This is a genomic window from Phaeobacter sp. HS011 (assembly GCF_018101215.1).
Classification (GTDB): Bacteria; Pseudomonadota; Alphaproteobacteria; order Rhodobacterales; family Rhodobacteraceae; genus Phaeobacter; species Phaeobacter inhibens.
The window spans coordinates 90354-104810 of the sequence record NZ_JAGEUF010000003.1; the positions used below are offsets into that span (position 1 = coordinate 90354).

The window sequence follows — 14457 nt, forward strand, 5'->3', positions numbered from 1 at the left end:
GTCCTCCGGCTCAGCGGTTGCGATTGCCACGCGACAGGGCGCGGCTCAGCTGGGCCGCGATCTGGCCCTGACTGCGTTGAAATCCCTGCACATCGGGGGTCTGGATGTTCATCACGACTGAGGTCGCTCCGCCCCCCTGACTGCGCACACCAAGCGCGCCATCAGCGCCACGGGTCAGCGGCAGGATCGCCTCTGGGCCTGCCTCGCCCATCAGCCCGGTGCCGCCGCGCATGGGAAATCTCACCGGGCCGCTGACGATCCCCCCCTTGGCAAAGGGCATCACCCGGCCTTGTGAAAATGCCGCCCCGTCGGCAAAGGGGAGAATGCCGCTCATCAGCTTGCCCACCCCATCCGACAGCAACCCGCCCACATGGCTGGTCACGGGTTTGATGGCCGCCGAATAGGTGGTCTGGATCATCGACTGCGCCATGGTATCCAGCGCATCCGAGAGCTTCATGCCGTCAAAGACAACGCCGTCAAAGGCACGGCGCAGCCCCTTGGACATACCGCGCTCCAGTGTTTCGGCGTCCTTGCCGGTGGCGGCAAAGGCGGCGCGCACCCGACGCAGTTCGGCATCGAATGTGGCGGCCATGCCCGCCGCATCGCCAAGGCTGTCGCTCAGCGCCTCGCCCTGTTGTTCCAGCTGGTTCAGTCCTGTGTCACTCATCGCTCACTGCTCCTGTTTCTGGGGATTTCGGCGCGGCGGGATCCGGGAAGGCGTGCATCAGCCGATCCAGACCTGCCCGCCCCAAAGGGACGGCGCCAGTGTCCTGCCCCAGCATCAGCCGCAGCTCTGCCGGGGTGAGGCGCCAGAACTGATCCGGCGTGAGGCGCAGCCCCACCAGCCCCGCCCGTATCAGCGCCGGCCAGTCAAGGCCGGTGTTCTGCCCATCTGTGGTGCGCTGCCGGAGCGTCATGGGGCCACCGATCCCGGCCCCTCTCCCGGAACCTGCGCGCCTGCCTCTCCCGGCAGCGCAAAGCTGCGCGCCAGGAGCTGTGCGGCGGTCCGTGCGGCCTGCATCGGACCGCCGTCGATATCGGCAGCAGCCAGATCGGCCTCACTCAGCCGGTGACCACCGCCCTGCAGCCCTGCCGCCAGCAGCGCCAGCACATCCGCCGCCGAGAACCCGCCGCTTTCGAACCGGGTCACCAGATCAATCAGCGATCCTGTCCTGAGCCGCGTTTCCAGCGTCGCCAGCGCCCCGAGAGTGAGTTTCAGCGCCAGTGTCTCGCCATTGATCCGAAGGGCCACCTCGCCCGCATAGGGATTGGCTGCTTGGGTGGGCACGGCTGAGGCTGACTGTTGAGAGGAGGTCATGATCGGTCCCTCCTTAGATCGCGGTGAAGACCAGCGCCCCGGCGCTGGCCAGCGACAGCTCATAGGTCGCCTCGCCATTGTGGCTGCCGGCATATTCCAGCGCGGTCACCTGAAACGCGCCTTCGACAATACCGAAATCGGGGATGATCACCTGAAACGCCGGGGTCAGCCCGTCAAAGAACAGCTGCCGCGCCCGCTCATCCGTCCCGGCATCGCGAAAGATGCCAGAGCCGGAGATATTGGCCGAACGTACCCCCGCGCCGGACAGCAGCTCGCGCCAGCCGCCCTGGCTTTCCAGACTGGTGACATCGACGCTTTCGGCGTTGAAGCTGATCCGCGTGGCGCGCAGCCCTGCGATGGTTTCGAACTGACCGTCGCCAGTCATATCGACCTTGACCAATAGATCCTTGCCATTTTGGACACTCATCGTGGTGATCTCCTGTGGTTGAAGGGGGCGGCACGGCACAAAAAACATGAGCTGAACCGCGTAATTATCTGAATTATATGAACTGTTATGGATTGACTGCGGTCAGACATCCTCCAGCCGCGCGGCAAAGCGCAGGCGGATCTGGCGGCCACCGGAAGAGTTGCGGCTGGCGCTGGCGCGTTCAAACCACAGGCCCACCAGCCGCCCGCGTGACAGGGTCAGCGAGGCGCTGGCGAGGCTGTCACAGAGCATGGCGGCAATCGCCTTTGCCCCGGCGAACCCGGCAGTATCGGTATGCACGGTGATCTCCACCCGGTGATGGGCACCGGCGCCACTGCGATCAGAGCGGTCGCGCACCTCCTCGGGGCCAAGAGTCACATAGGTCTGCGGCAGCGTGCCTGCAGGCAGCGCGTCATAAATCGCGCCGCTCAGCGCGGTGGTCAGATCGGGGTCCGCGCTGAGGTGCTGAAACAGGGATTCCTGCAATGGCAGGGCCAGAGCATAGGTCATGCGGTGGTCTCCTCGGTGGCGAAACAGGTCAGGTAGCGGCCGTCGGGGTCGCCCTCGGCCACCGCATCAATGCGAAAGATCCGGACACCATCGCGCAGCCGCTGGTCCGGCCGGGGCCGCGCAGGGCTGCCGGTGGGATGGGCACGCAGAGTGATGCGGTAGCGTTGCAGCGACAGGCTGGTGCCGGATTGGTCGGTGCTGCGGCCACTGAGGGCACGCAGCTCGCACCAATGGTGGCCAAGCAGCTGCCATGCCTCAAGAAACCCGCCCGCGCCATCCCAGGTGCGGCGCGGATCTTCCAGCGCCAGACAACGGTTGAGACGTGGTGTCGTGGCGGATGCGCGGTGGGAGGTGGTGCGGCGGCTCATGCGCCTGCCCCCGGTCCGAAGTTGCGACCAAACCCACGGTCCCCAGCGGCCCCCACCCCCAGGCTCACCCGCAGGGCGCGGTAGCGTTCAATCAGGCTGGTGACACCAAAGGGCATACAACCGCCCTGCAGCCGGGTGTCATCGCGAAATTCATAGTAATGCGCCGCCAGCATCAGCACCGCCTGCGCCAGATCACCGGGCAGCGCCGCCCAGCTGTTGGCCATGCCTGCGCGGATCGCAATCCGCACCGCACCACCACTGGCAACCGTCGGCAGCGGTCCCCCCACCGGGCGCAGCCGGGGCTGCTGGCTGTCGGGTTCCAGCCGATAGCGCTGCGGGGCCAGCAGCTGTTCACTGCCTGATCCATCCACCAGTGTTACCGATTGAATCATCTGCACCGGCGCCAGCGGCAGCGCCTGCACCTGCGGGTCGCGCCAGGTCGAAAGGGTCAGTAAAAAATCCCGCGCCAGCAACACCTTGCCGGTGCGTGCCTCGATCGCCGCGATGGCCGCGCGCAGGAAGCTGATCAACACCGCCTCCTGCAACCCCGCCTCGTCAAACCCGGTGCCCAGACGCAGATGCGCCTTGAACGCCTCTTGCGGCAGGACTGCCTCTGGCACCGGTGTCACTTCATTCAACATCATCTCTTCACTCCAACGGCTGTTCGTTCGGGGGCTGCTCGGGCTGGCTGTTGCCGGATGGGTCGGGGCGGATGCGCGCCGGGCTGCTGCCGCGGGACGGAAGGGGAGCAGCTGGACGACAGTGGCCGGGGCGCGCATCCGCGGACGGCACCGGCGAGCCGGCACCGCCATCGGTCCAAGCCTCAGCTCAGGCCGAATTTCAGCAGCTTGATGGCGGCAAAGTCGCTGACGTCACCGCCCACACGTTTGGTGGCATAGAACAGCACATGGGGTTTGGCGCTGAAGGGGTCGCGCAGCACCCGCAGATCCGGGCGTTCGGCGATGGTGTAGCCAGCCGCGAAATCGCCAAAGGCCACCGCATAGCCGTTCACATCGGCGTCGGGCATATCCTCAGCAATGACAACGGGATAGCCCATCAACCGCGCCGGTTCTGCGGCAGCCAGACCATCGGACCAAAGGAAGCGGCCATCGGCATCCTTCAGCTTGCGCAGCAGACCGGCGGTTTTGGAGTTCATCACAAAGCTGGCGTTCGCCCGGTACTGCGCGCCAAGCGCATAGACCAGATCAATGATCGCATCCCCATCGCCGATATCGCCCTCAACACCGGTGGTAACATAGCCAATGTTGCCCCAGCTCCAGCTGCCATTGGCCACCACCGGGTGGTAGAGGATGCCGGTCGGCTTGTCATTGCCGTCCCCCATGATGAAGGCGGCGGCCTCTGCACGGGAGAATTTATCCGCGATACGCCCCGCCAGCCATCCCTCGATATCAAAGGCGCTGTCATCCAGCAGCCGCTGCGACGCCTTGGGCAGCGCGCTCAGCTCATGCAGCGGGATGGTGATCCGGTCGATCACCGGGGTGGATGTCTCGGTCAAGGCGCCGGTCTCATTGGCCCAGCCATAGCCCACATCACCATGGTCAATCAGCACGTCATAAGACGTCGCCTCTACCATCACCACCGACGCCACGGCGCGGATGGAGGCGGTGCTGGTCAGCACCGATTTGACCGTCTCGGCGGTCTGAGGGTCGACAAGATAGCCACCATCGCCGTTGACGGTTGAACTCATCGCTTTGGCATCCAGATCCAGGCCGCGCAACTCGGCGTCATCGCCACAGCGCAGATAGGCATCAAAGGCCTTTTGATGGGGCGCGCCGCCTGGGTCAGCAGCGGCCAGAGGGGGACGATTGGCAAAGTGGGATTTGCGATCCAGCATGGTCATACGCTCTTCTGTCTGTTTCAGTTTCAGGGCAATGTCGTCTTTGAACCCATTGAAATTATGCACGAAGTCAGCAACGGCCTGCTTGACCTCCTGCGGGGCCACATGGGAGTGGGCCGTTGGGTCCGGATGGGATTGGGTGTGGCTCATCTGTCTGTCCTTTGGGTCGGTTGGAGAAGACGGGAAACGGCGATGTGCTCAGCCGAGGGGGGCGAGACTGGCCCCGCTGCGCAACATCTCGATCACCTCGCGCCAGATCTGCGGTGTCTCGCGCGGATCGCTCAGATCCGGCTCAGCGGATGTCGATTTGGCGGCAGTCACGGGCTGTGCCGTGGCGGTGACACGGGCGGTGGGCAACATCGGGAAGGTCACCAGCGACACCTCCCAGAGATCCAGTTCCGCGAGGCAGCGACCGCCGCCTTTGCGCGCGGTGGCGCGGCGGGTGCGATAGCCGATGGAAAGACCATCCAGCGCGCCAACCGCGATCAGCGCCGCAGCCTCGGCGCCCTTTTGGGTGCGGGTCAGAATGCGACCTTTGACATGCAGGCCACGGGCATCTTCGCGCACGACGTCCCAGACACCGATGGGCTGGGCCGGGTCATGCTGCCAGAGCATTTTTACCGCGATACCCGCCTTTGAGAGACGGTCGAGGGACGCCTGATAGGCGCCGGGTTGCACCAGATCACCGCCGCCATCGACGCAACCAAACAGGCTGGCGTAGCCGCTGATCACAACCATATCGTCGGCCTCAGCCCCGATGGTCAGATCCTCGCCGAAGCGGGCGAATTTATGTTCCAGATGCTCATCATGTCGCATCATCTTCCCCTTATATCTCATTGAATTCATGCGTATTACTGCACCGCCAAAAAGGACTGAAAAGCCTGCGCAAGAATGACCGCAGCAACGCCGTAGACGGTGAGCCAGAGCCGTTTTTCCATCCGCTCCATCATCATTTCCAGCCGGTCGAGCCGACGGTTCATCGCCTCTTGCTGGATTTCGGCGATGCGTTCATGGGCGGTGAGTCGCAGCCCCGGCGAGCATTCAAACGGCGGGATCGGGATCTCAGTCATCGCGCTCGGCCTCCTCTTGCGGCGGCAGGCCCAGAAGGCGGCGTTTTTCTGCCACGGTCAGAAAGTCGGCGCTGGCCACACGGCGCCACTGCGCCTCACGTTCGGAGGCCAATGCAGACACCTGATCAAGGTCCGGTTTCAGCGTCACCGCAGACCCCTGATAGCGCGACAGCCAGTCCGACAGCGTGGCCGTGACACGCGTCACAAGGGGCAGCACGGTGAGACGATAAAAGGCGCGGTTGGCCTCCTGGTAATTGGCATAGGTGGCGTCGCCCGGCAGTCCCAGCAGCATCGGCGGCACCCCAAAGGCCAGCGCAATTTCACGCGCGGCGGCGTCCTTGGTCTGGTGAAATTCCATATCCGAGGGCGAAAACCCCATCGGTTTCCAATCCAGCCCGCCTTCCAGAACCATCGGACGGCCGGCATTGCGCGCGCCCTGAAAATTCATTTCGATTTCGTCACTTAGGCGGCGAAACTGATCCTCGGCCATCAGCCCCTGACCATCGCTGCCAGTCCAGACCAGAGCGCCAGAAGGCCGGGCTGCATTATCCAGAAGCGCCTTGGACCAGCGCGACGCCGAGGTATGCACATCCACCGCCATGGCTGCGGCCTGCATCGGCGACAACCCGTAGTGATCGTCCTGCGGGTGAAAGCTGCGCAGATGACAGATCGGGGCGCAGGGCATGGTCACATCAAAGCGGTGTTTGCGCCCCGACACGCTGTAATCATAGGCCACGGGCCAGCCATCGCTGCCGGGCACCACGCTCATCCGGTCCGGGCGCAGTACATGCAGTTCGACCGGCAATACGTCGCGACCGTCGGGATCGCAGACCGCCTCAATATAAGCGTTGCCCGACAGCAGCAGGTGGCCAAACAGCGCTTCCAGCAGCTCAGCGCGGCCTTGGGCCGCATTGGGCCGGGCCAGCAGCGCCAGCAATGGGTGGCTGTCGTAGCGCTGTGTGCCGTCCTGCAAGACCAGCGGCAGGGCGGCGGCGGCCTCAATGATCATCTTGACGGCGCGGTAGCCGACTGGATTGCCAGCAAAGCCGCTGCGGGTCAGTGAACTGCTGTCGCGGGGGCTCCAGCCGGCGCCACCGGTGCTGCCATGCCAGGCCACCACGCGGGCGGCGGCGCTTGTCTTGGTTTCGACGGGCTGTTGCTTGCGCCGCAGGAGGTCAAAGACCATGGGCCACTCCTTTGATTGAAGGGGCGAACCATGCCCCTGTTTGCTGTGATCCTTTATGCCTGCCGGGATTGAATAAGATTTGAGCGAGGCGCGCGCCGGGCGCGCAACACCCAGGGCAAACGCCTGTGGTAAAACGAAAAACGCCCGCATCACTGCGGGCGTTTCGGGGGCTGTCAGCGGGATATTGTCAGCTCACAACATGCGCGCACGGGGCATCCGGTGGCGGTTGGCCGGGGTCAGGATCAGCTCCTGCACCGCCCAGACCAGCGCATCCAGCCGGTCGGGCGACCCCTGCCCCAGATAGCCGCGCGGGGTCATCTGGCAGAGCTGGTCCTCCAGCGCGCCCAGCCCCGGCACATGACGCACCCGGCCCTGTTCGTAGAGGGCGGAGACCGGTTCCGCCCGCGCGCCCTTGCCCCGGCTGGCATGCAGCGCGGTAAAGGGCACCAGCGGATCAATCTGGCGCAGCAGGCTTTCGACCAATGCGCCGCCCTGATTGACCTCGGCGACCACGCGGTCGGCGCCGTAGCGGTCGCGCGCATCAATGGCGGCCTGCGCCCAGGTCAGCGGGCCAACCCCCTGCACGGTGCAATCGGCCAGCACATAGGCGCACCAGTCCTGTGGTGGCCCCTGCAACGTCGCCCCAACCACCACAATACCGCAGGCGTCGGAGCGTTTGCCCGCGCTCACCGCCGGATCAACCGCCACCACCACCCGGTCCAGTGTCGGGGCCTTTGCGATCTGCGCCGCAACCAGCCCGGCATTGGTCCAGAGCGCGCCCTCGACATCCTGCAACAGGATGCCGTCCAGCTCCTGTCGGCCAAGGCGGGAACCTGCGTAGCGGGTGCGCACCTCCGCAATGAAGGAGGCGGCCAGATTGGCGCGGTTGGCCTCCGTTGCGGCATGGGTCTGCACGGTGGAGGGGCTGGCAAGCAGATCGCGCAGCACGCCCACATTGCGCGGCGTTGTGGTGACGCAGACGCGCGGGTCGTCACCAAGACGCAGAGCAAATTGCAGCATGTCCCAGCTGTCCTGCCCGCGCTTCCACTTGGCCAGCTCATCCGCCCAGGCGGCATCAAACTGCGGGCCACGCAGCGCCTCTGGGTCATGGGCCGAAAACGCCTGCGCGGTGGCCCCGTTGGGCCAGATCAGCCGTCTTTCGGTGGCTTTCCACGTTGGGCGGCGATCGGGGGGCGTGCAGGCAAGGAGGCCGCTGTCGCCCTGCACCATGACATCGCGCACCTGATCGTAGGTTTCCCCAAGGAGCGCGATGCGGCGGGCGCGGCCAGCGGACAGCGGTGTTGCCCCTTCGGCCAGCGTGCGCACCCATTCGGCGCCGGCGCGGGTTTTTCCCGCTCCCCGTCCGCCAAGGATGACCCAGCTGCGCCAGTCCCCCGCCGGCGGCAGTTGATGCGGCAGCGCCCAGAGATCAAAGACATAGGGCATCGCACAGAGGTCATGATCGCTGAGCCGGTCCAGAAACATCTTCTGCGTCGAGGCTGGCGCGCAGGCGAGCCAACCGGTTTTCGATTTCATCGCGGGCGGCCTTGATGTCGAGACCGGCTGCGGCCTGATGCTGTTCACTTTGTTCGACAAGGGTTTTCTCCACTTTCTGGCTGTCACGGATCAGGCTTTCCAATTTGGCGATGCGCGGAGTGCTGCCGCCCTCATCCTCATCGCAGGCAAGGCGTTCGAGCATCTGCTCGGCCTCCTGCCGGAGCCGTTCGATGGAGCTGTGGAGTGAGAAAAGAAGATCGGCGGTCTTCGCCAGCCGATTTTCCGGTGTGTAGGTGCTCATGGTTGGGGCCTCATAGTGATGGACCTCCATCCGCAAAACCACGGATCCAGCCATAGGCGCAGGCACCGGTGGAGGTCTCTGCACGGCGGATCGATCAGTTTCCCAGCTGCCTAGAGAGCATGGCATAAAGCAGCGCAAAAGTCAAAATTCACCACCTGAAGTATCGTGCGCAAGCTGCCGGTTTTGTTAAGGAAATAGCCAAATTTGCTACGATGGAGTTAACGGGTCGGCGCATGAAAAAAGGGACGCCGAAGCGTCCCTTTCCCAGATTTGTTTTATGCTGCGGTTGCGATCAGTTGCTGTTGCGCTCGGCCTCGATCTCGCGCCATTTCGCAACATTGCGGTTGTGCTCTTCCAGCGTGACGGCGAAGGCGTGACCGCCGGTGCCATCCGCGACGAAGAACAGGTAGTCGCCCTGATCGGGATCCACCGCCGCCTCAAGGCTGGCCATGCCGGGATTGGCGATGGGGGTCGGCGGCAGCCCTTCGATCACATAGGTGTTCCAAGGGGTGGCCCGGCGCAGCTCGCTCTGGCGCAGACCACGGCCCAGAACACCCTCGCCTTTGGTGACGCCATAGATCACTGTCGGGTCCGTCTGCAGCCGCATGCCACGGTTGAGACGGTTGGTGAAGACCGACGCCACCTGACGACGTTCCTCGGCGACACCGGTTTCCTTCTCGATGATCGACGCGAGGATCAGCATCTCCTCCGGGCTGGTGACGGCCGCACGGTCCGAGCGGTTTTCCCAGGCAGCATTGATGCGCAGCACCTGACGCTCCTGCATCTCGGCCAGGATCTCGGCGCGATTGTCACCGGGGGAGACCTCATAGCTGTCGGGTGCCAGCATCCCCTCCGCCGGGCGCGTGCCCGGATCGCCGTCGAGGATATCCATCGCCTTCAGGGAGTCCACCACCTGCCAGCTGGTCACCCCTTCTGCCAGCGCAATGCGGTAGCGGGTGTCGGCGTCGGCTTTCTTCTCTTCGTAGACGGCTGGCACCTCATCGACGCCGGGCACGAATTCCGCGCGCTCAACAAAGCGGTTGGTGGCCGGATCCAGTTCGCGCACCTCGGCCAGCACGCGGGTCACGCCCACGCGATAGACGATCTCAGTGCCGCAGCTGCTGGCACCGCCCCGGGTGATCTGCTCAACGATGGCATCCATGGAGGCCCCGGCAGGCACCAGGTAGCTGCCGGCCTTCAGCTGATCAGTCTTTTCAGAATAACGCACCCCGATCCGAAACAACGGACCAGAGCTGATCGCGCCCTGCTCTTGCAGGTTGCGGCTGACCTTGGTCATGTTGCTGCCCGACGGCACCCGCAGGCAGATCGCGCTCTCGAGCGGACCTTCCGAGGTGTATTGCGACTGCCCCCAGAGAATGACGCCGCCCAGCAGGAACAGCACCACCACCAGGACCGTCAGCATATTAGAGGCGAGGCTGCGCCACATCACTCAGGCTTTCCGAACAGGACCGACGCATTGGTGCCGCCAAACCCGAAGGAATTCGACAGCGCCACGTTGATCTCGCGCTCACGCTTGGCATTGGGGGCAAGGTCAACCGCCGTGTCCACTGCCGGATTGTCCAGATTGATGGTGGGCGGTGCCACCTGATCCCGGATCGCGAGAATGGAGAAGATCGCCTCAATCGCGCCAGCCGCGCCCAGAAGGTGGCCGGTGGCGGATTTGGTGGAGGACATAGTGACCTTGCCTGCGGCATCGCCCATCATCCGCTCAACCGCGCCCAGTTCGATGGTATCGGCCATCGTGGACGTGCCATGGGCGTTGATGTAGTCGATATCCTTCGGCTCAAGCCCTGCATTGGCCAGCGCCGCCCGCATGGAGCGTTCGCCGCCTTCGCCGTTCTCAGACGGCGCGGTGATATGATAGGCATCGCCGGACAGGCCATAGCCCAGCACCTCGGCATAGATCTTGGCGCCACGGGCCTTGGCGTGCTCATAGTCTTCCAGCACCACAATGCCGGCGCCCTCACCCATGACAAAACCGTCACGGTCGGCGTCATAGGGGCGCGAGGCTGCCTTAGGGTCATCCGCGCGTTTGGTGGACAGCGCCTTGCAGGCGTTAAAGCCCGCGATGCCGATTTCGCAGATTGCCGCCTCGGCACCGCCTGCAATCATCACGTCGGCGTCACCGGATTTGATCAGACGGGCCGCATCGCCAATGGCGTGGGCGCCGGTCGAACACGCGGTCACAACGGAGTGGTTCGGACCCTTGAAGCCAAAGCGGATCGAGACCTGACCTGAAATCAGGTTGATCAGCGCGCCGGGAATAAAGAAGGGCGAGACCCGGCGCGGGCCTTTTTCCTTGATCATCACGGCGGTGTCCGCGATCGAGCTGAGACCCCCGATGCCGGAGCCGATCATCACGCCGGTGCGCAGGCGGCTTGCCTCATCCTCGGGCGTCCAACCTGCATCACGCACGGCCATATCAGCGGCGGCAATGCCGTAGAGGATGAAATCATCAATCTTCTTCTGGTCTTTCTTCACCACCCAGTCGTCAGGGTTGAAGGTCCCCTCGGAGCCATCGCCACGCGGCACTTCGCAGGCATATGTGGTTGCGACACCGCTTTCGACCGCATCAAAATGCGTGATCGGACCCGCGCCGGACTGCCCGTCCAGCAACCGTGACCAGCTTTCTTCGACGCCGCTGGCCAGCGGTGTGACCAGGCCCAGTCCGGTGACTACTACTCGACGCATTTCTTGCCCTCCTTTGCCTCGGCAATTTGTCTCCAAATAGCTTGGATTGGCGCAAAGGTGCAAGAGCCGGAACAGTCGCGCGGTTTTACGGTATTTTAATGACGCCCTTAGATTGCAATTAACCTCACGAAGGTATCCCTAGGGTGTTTCGCGGCGTCTCTCCGGGTCATCCCGGCTCAACGGCATCTGCGACGCAACATGTCGCGCCCGACTGACGGGGCGCAAAATCTGGATCTACGGCTCTGGGGCAAGGCGTAAATGGTGTATATTCAGTTATTATTCAGACGCCCCGCGTCATCGGACCCCGATTTGCAACAGGGGCGGCGAGCAGCACAGCGCCGCCCTTCGCGCATGTGGGGGGTGAGCCTGTTCGCCCTTCTGATAGTGACCAGTTTTTTCCTGGGCGCCGAACCGCTGGCCGCACGGGAATGCCGGGTGTTCAACAAATTGATGACACTGACACTCGCCAGTGAGGAGATGCTGAACTACCTGCGCACCGGCAGCAATTCGCGCGCCGTGCAGGAGTTGGAACGGTTTTTGTCCAACACCACCAAGACGGAGCTGCATCGTGGCATGCAGCGCGAAGAGCTGAATGAGCTGTCCAAGGCCACGCACAACCTGATCGCCCAGCAGCGCAGCCTGCTGCGGGTTCTGTCAATCAAGGATCGGCGCACGGCGGAGCGGACGTCGATCAAGCTGTTCGCTCGCGAAACCCTGGCCGCCTATCGCCGGGAGCTGGCACGTATGCCCTGCCAGAACGCCCATAAGAAAGGGACCACGGATGGCAATTTAGGCGCGCTGCCCGCGCTTGGGCAGATTTCCAGCACCACCGCGGCGGCGGGCTCGCTGGGATTGGTGGCGTTCGGAGCGCTTTGCTTTATCCTGTTTGAGCGGCGCATGACCACGCTGAAGCGGCGGCGCAAGCGCCATACCTGCAATCTGGACTGCCATCTGCTGTATGCAGAAGAGGAAGCGGAGGCCACACTTCTGGACATCAGCCAGGAAGGAGCAAAGATCAAATCCGATGTTATCTGTGCTGTCGGGGATAAGATCTCGCTGAATCTGCCCAAAGATGCGCCTCAGGTTGACCTGTCTGGCCAGGTCCAATGGTGCAACGCCAATTATTTTGGCATTCAGTTCAAGGACCGATTGCCCCGAGATGTGGTGAAAACTCTGGCTGGATTCCGCCGGGCGCCATCGCCTGCCAAGCGAGGGTTTGCGCGCGGCGACACGCCACCGGACCTGGAGACCAACAGCGCCGTCTCTGGCTGACCCCCGGACGCCCAGCCCCGGATTATCGCACCCGGATCATCACACCCAGATCATCACACCCGGCCTGATGCGCGGATTGCGCGCCACCAAAACACAGCAACGCAAGATGGCGAAAGGCTGCGCAGTCGCCTACGCAGCCTCCTTTGGGTAGTGGATCCTGCGATCCTTGCACCATCGTCGCACATTTTCAGCACGATCCTGGCCCGATCCTGATTGGATCAGCGGAACTCAGCCACGGGTTCGCGGCTGGGGGCCGCTTCCTCCAGCGCTTCGGCCAGTGTCAATGTCTTGCGGAACAGCGCCCGCCCGACCAGCGTTCCGGAGACCGAGCCGATGTATTTCAACCGCGCCACATCATCAGCAGTGCGCACGACACCGCTGGCGATCACCGGTGTGCGGGCCTTCTCTGCCAGCCCCGCGATCAGACCCAGCTGCGCCTCTACATCGCTCATATCGCTTTCGATGTCGGTGATGATGATCCCTGCAAAGGGGCAATCGGCAAAGGCTTCGATAAAGGCTTCGGGCGTGAATGACCCGGCCTGACGCCAGCCATCGGTCATCACCTGACCTTCCCAGACATCCACCGCCAGCACGATCTGATCGGGGTAGAGACGGGTCAACATGCGCACCATCTCCGGATCCTGCGCGGCCAGGGTACCAACCACAACCCGGCCTGCCCCCTTGTCGATCCAATGTTCGACATGCTCGCGGCTGCGCATCCCGCCGCCCAACTGCACTGGAATGCCTGCGGTGCGGATGATTTCCTCCACCAGCCCGGCATTGCGGTTGTCGCCTTCGATGGCATCGAAATCTGTCAGATGCATCCATTCGGCACCATCCGCCGCAAAGCTGCAAGCGGTGGCCACCGGGTCCACATGCCAGACCATGGCGGTATCAAGCCGCCCCTTGTCCAGCGTCACGCAGCGCCCGTCCTTCAGCTCCATCGTGGGGTAGATCATCATCGCAATGCCCTCCTGTCGTCGGCAGTTTCGCCAAGGCTAGCACGGAGACCGATCACCCCTAAGGAGAAAACCCGACCTCGCATGGGTCGGAAACGTCCACAAACGCAAAACGGCGCCTTCCTGCTTGGAAAGCGCCGTCTGCAATCGTCACCAATTAGGTGAGATCAGGAAGCTTCGCTGATGAACTTCACCGCATCGCCAAAGGTCTGGATGGTCTCGGCTGCGTCATCGGGGATTTCGATGCCGAACTCTTCTTCGAAGGCCATAACCAGCTCAACGGTGTCCAGGCTGTCTGCGCCCAGATCATCGATGAACGACGCGTTCTCGGTCACTTTGTCTTCTTCAACACCCAGGTGTTCCACAACGATCTTTTTTACGCGGTCTGCGACGTCGCTCATGTCAATTCCTCATCTTTTCAGGCATTCGCCCGGTTTGTCAGGCCTTCGCCCGGTTCTGCCCTTGCCCGCTCGGGGCGGCGTGGTTGTGCCCGATGCGGGCGATCGTGTTCCGCATAGCGGAACGTGCCCCTGCCGGTCCGGCACGGACCCGCAGATGGCGAATATGCGCCGCCTATAACACAGACCGACGCAGAGGCAAACGGTTTCGCAGCATCACTGCACCCGCCGACCCGAAGCCTGTCACCTGGGGCTCAGGCAACAGGGTGAGCATTTGGCCACAGGCGGCGGCACATGCAAGACTTGTATGCGATATTTTTCATCCCATGTGGATCAACGGTATGATTTTTGCATTATTTTTCAGCGGGTTTCAGCCAGATGCACCGGTTCGCAAGGCAGCGTTTCGCCCGCATACTTAGTGCAATCATACGCAAACCCATCGCAAAATGACCCGAAATCTCCCGCAAATCACCACCGAGGCGGGCCGGGATCCGGCACAAGTCCTGAGGCATCCGCATCACATATCGGCTCGGTTGCGGTTAGGGACTTACAATGAAAAACCCCGCCGCCGGACGACCGGA

Annotated in this window: 18 protein-coding genes; 1 reads left to right on the plus strand and 17 read right to left on the minus strand. The window is 63.3% G+C overall.

Going from position 1 to position 14457, the window contains the following annotated elements:
* Positions 1–10 precede the first annotated feature (10 nt).
* The 15 genes from J4721_RS06380 to fabF all read right to left on the minus strand — a co-directional run bounded on the left by J4721_RS06380 (position 11) and on the right by fabF (position 11247).
* Entirely contained in the window at positions 11–667 is a 657-nt protein-coding gene (locus J4721_RS06380) for a phage tail tape measure protein (RefSeq protein ID WP_211002455.1), read from the minus strand.
* Positions 660–917, minus strand: coding sequence for a rcc01693 family protein (locus J4721_RS06385; RefSeq protein WP_211002454.1), 258 nt, complete (start codon positions 915–917; stop codon positions 660–662). The genes J4721_RS06380 and J4721_RS06385 overlap by 8 nt, the downstream gene beginning before the upstream one ends.
* Positions 914–1318 carry a gene transfer agent family protein gene (locus J4721_RS06390; RefSeq protein ID WP_102876742.1) on the minus strand — a complete coding sequence of 135 codons (405 nt, stop codon included), beginning with the start codon at positions 1316–1318 and terminating at the stop codon, positions 914–916. Before J4721_RS06390 ends, J4721_RS06385 begins: the two co-directional genes overlap by 4 nt.
* A gap of 13 nt (positions 1319–1331) precedes the next feature.
* Positions 1332–1745 carry a phage major tail protein, TP901-1 family gene (locus J4721_RS06395; protein WP_014874865.1) on the minus strand — a complete coding sequence of 138 codons (414 nt, stop codon included), beginning with the start codon at positions 1743–1745 and terminating at the stop codon, positions 1332–1334.
* 102 nt (positions 1746–1847) lie between these two features.
* Positions 1848–2255 carry a DUF3168 domain-containing protein gene (locus tag J4721_RS06400; protein ID WP_014874866.1) on the minus strand — a complete coding sequence of 136 codons (408 nt, stop codon included), beginning with the start codon at positions 2253–2255 and terminating at the stop codon, positions 1848–1850.
* Positions 2252–2623 (minus strand): head-tail adaptor protein, encoded by a 372-nt coding sequence (locus tag J4721_RS06405; RefSeq protein WP_211002453.1) that lies wholly within the window; start codon positions 2621–2623, stop codon positions 2252–2254. The genes J4721_RS06400 and J4721_RS06405 overlap by 4 nt, the downstream gene beginning before the upstream one ends.
* On the minus strand, positions 2620–3267 hold the full coding sequence (locus J4721_RS06410; protein ID WP_211002452.1) for a hypothetical protein: 648 nt from the start codon (positions 3265–3267) through the stop codon (positions 2620–2622). The genes J4721_RS06405 and J4721_RS06410 overlap by 4 nt, the downstream gene beginning before the upstream one ends.
* A gap of 179 nt (positions 3268–3446) precedes the next feature.
* A complete protein-coding gene (locus tag J4721_RS06415) occupies positions 3447–4631 on the minus strand; it encodes a phage major capsid protein (protein ID WP_211002451.1) in 1185 nt (394 codons plus the stop codon).
* Positions 4632–4679: 48 nt separating this feature from the next.
* On the minus strand, positions 4680–5297 hold the full coding sequence (locus tag J4721_RS06420; protein WP_211002450.1) for an HK97 family phage prohead protease: 618 nt from the start codon (positions 5295–5297) through the stop codon (positions 4680–4682).
* A gap of 35 nt (positions 5298–5332) precedes the next feature.
* Complete coding sequence (locus J4721_RS06425; RefSeq protein ID WP_096871433.1) at positions 5333–5551, minus strand: hypothetical protein; 219 nt, start codon at positions 5549–5551, stop codon at positions 5333–5335.
* On the minus strand, positions 5544–6737 hold the full coding sequence (locus tag J4721_RS06430; protein ID WP_102858639.1) for a phage portal protein: 1194 nt from the start codon (positions 6735–6737) through the stop codon (positions 5544–5546). The genes J4721_RS06425 and J4721_RS06430 overlap by 8 nt, the downstream gene beginning before the upstream one ends.
* 192 nt (positions 6738–6929) lie before the next feature.
* Positions 6930–8222, minus strand: coding sequence for a DNA-packaging protein (locus J4721_RS06435; protein ID WP_211002498.1), 1293 nt, complete (start codon positions 8220–8222; stop codon positions 6930–6932).
* Positions 8194–8535, minus strand: a complete 342-nt coding sequence (locus tag J4721_RS06440; RefSeq protein WP_036767253.1) for a hypothetical protein — start codon at positions 8533–8535, stop codon at positions 8194–8196. Before J4721_RS06440 ends, J4721_RS06435 begins: the two co-directional genes overlap by 29 nt.
* A 292-nt stretch (positions 8536–8827) precedes the next feature.
* A complete protein-coding gene (mltG, locus tag J4721_RS06445) occupies positions 8828–9982 on the minus strand; it encodes an endolytic transglycosylase MltG (protein ID WP_211002497.1) in 1155 nt (384 codons plus the stop codon).
* Positions 9982–11247 carry a beta-ketoacyl-ACP synthase II gene (gene fabF / locus J4721_RS06450; protein WP_014874876.1) on the minus strand — a complete coding sequence of 422 codons (1266 nt, stop codon included), beginning with the start codon at positions 11245–11247 and terminating at the stop codon, positions 9982–9984. Before fabF ends, mltG begins: the two co-directional genes overlap by 1 nt.
* A gap of 351 nt (positions 11248–11598) precedes the next feature.
* Here fabF and J4721_RS06455 point away from each other — a divergent pair, with 351 nt between their 5' ends.
* Complete coding sequence (locus J4721_RS06455) at positions 11599–12519, plus strand: PilZ domain-containing protein (RefSeq protein ID WP_244915676.1); 921 nt, start codon at positions 11599–11601, stop codon at positions 12517–12519.
* A 218-nt stretch (positions 12520–12737) separates the two neighbouring features.
* Here J4721_RS06455 and J4721_RS06460 read toward each other — a convergent pair whose 3' ends face one another.
* Together J4721_RS06460 and J4721_RS06465 are read right to left on the minus strand one after the other, a co-directional pair.
* Positions 12738–13481, minus strand: a complete 744-nt coding sequence (locus J4721_RS06460) for a HisA/HisF-related TIM barrel protein (protein WP_014874878.1) — start codon at positions 13479–13481, stop codon at positions 12738–12740.
* Positions 13482–13645: 164 nt separating this feature from the next.
* The gene (locus tag J4721_RS06465) at positions 13646–13879 is read right to left on the minus strand and encodes an acyl carrier protein (protein ID WP_005982462.1); all 234 of its coding nucleotides are present in this window, start codon (positions 13877–13879) and stop codon (positions 13646–13648) included.
* Between the last annotated feature and the right edge of the window lie 578 nt (positions 13880–14457).

Bases quoted from the DNA above. Each gene is read 5' to 3' on its own strand.
- J4721_RS06380 (WP_211002455.1), bottom strand. From the start codon at position 667: ATGAGTGACACAGGACTGAACCAGCTGGAACAACAGGGCGAGGCGCTG.
- J4721_RS06385 (WP_211002454.1), bottom strand. From the start codon at position 917: ATGACGCTCCGGCAGCGCACCACAGATGGGCAGAACACCGGCCTTGAC.
- J4721_RS06390 (WP_102876742.1), bottom strand. From the start codon at position 1,318: ATGACCTCCTCTCAACAGTCAGCCTCAGCCGTGCCCACCCAAGCAGCC.
- J4721_RS06395 (WP_014874865.1), bottom strand. From the start codon at position 1,745: ATGAGTGTCCAAAATGGCAAGGATCTATTGGTCAAGGTCGATATGACT.
- J4721_RS06400 (WP_014874866.1), bottom strand. From the start codon at position 2,255: ATGACCTATGCTCTGGCCCTGCCATTGCAGGAATCCCTGTTTCAGCAC.
- J4721_RS06405 (WP_211002453.1), bottom strand. From the start codon at position 2,623: ATGAGCCGCCGCACCACCTCCCACCGCGCATCCGCCACGACACCACGT.
- J4721_RS06410 (WP_211002452.1), bottom strand. From the start codon at position 3,267: ATGATGTTGAATGAAGTGACACCGGTGCCAGAGGCAGTCCTGCCGCAA.
- J4721_RS06415 (WP_211002451.1), bottom strand. From the start codon at position 4,631: ATGAGCCACACCCAATCCCATCCGGACCCAACGGCCCACTCCCATGTG.
- J4721_RS06420 (WP_211002450.1), bottom strand. From the start codon at position 5,297: ATGCGACATGATGAGCATCTGGAACATAAATTCGCCCGCTTCGGCGAG.
- J4721_RS06425 (WP_096871433.1), bottom strand. From the start codon at position 5,551: ATGACTGAGATCCCGATCCCGCCGTTTGAATGCTCGCCGGGGCTGCGA.
- J4721_RS06430 (WP_102858639.1), bottom strand. From the start codon at position 6,737: ATGGTCTTTGACCTCCTGCGGCGCAAGCAACAGCCCGTCGAAACCAAG.
- J4721_RS06435 (WP_211002498.1), bottom strand. From the start codon at position 8,222: ATGTTTCTGGACCGGCTCAGCGATCATGACCTCTGTGCGATGCCCTAT.
- J4721_RS06440 (WP_036767253.1), bottom strand. From the start codon at position 8,535: ATGAGCACCTACACACCGGAAAATCGGCTGGCGAAGACCGCCGATCTT.
- mltG (WP_211002497.1), bottom strand. From the start codon at position 9,982: ATGTGGCGCAGCCTCGCCTCTAATATGCTGACGGTCCTGGTGGTGGTG.
- fabF (WP_014874876.1), bottom strand. From the start codon at position 11,247: ATGCGTCGAGTAGTAGTCACCGGACTGGGCCTGGTCACACCGCTGGCC.
- J4721_RS06455 (WP_244915676.1), top strand. From the start codon at position 11,599: ATGTGGGGGGTGAGCCTGTTCGCCCTTCTGATAGTGACCAGTTTTTTC.
- J4721_RS06460 (WP_014874878.1), bottom strand. From the start codon at position 13,481: ATGATGATCTACCCCACGATGGAGCTGAAGGACGGGCGCTGCGTGACG.
- J4721_RS06465 (WP_005982462.1), bottom strand. From the start codon at position 13,879: ATGAGCGACGTCGCAGACCGCGTAAAAAAGATCGTTGTGGAACACCTG.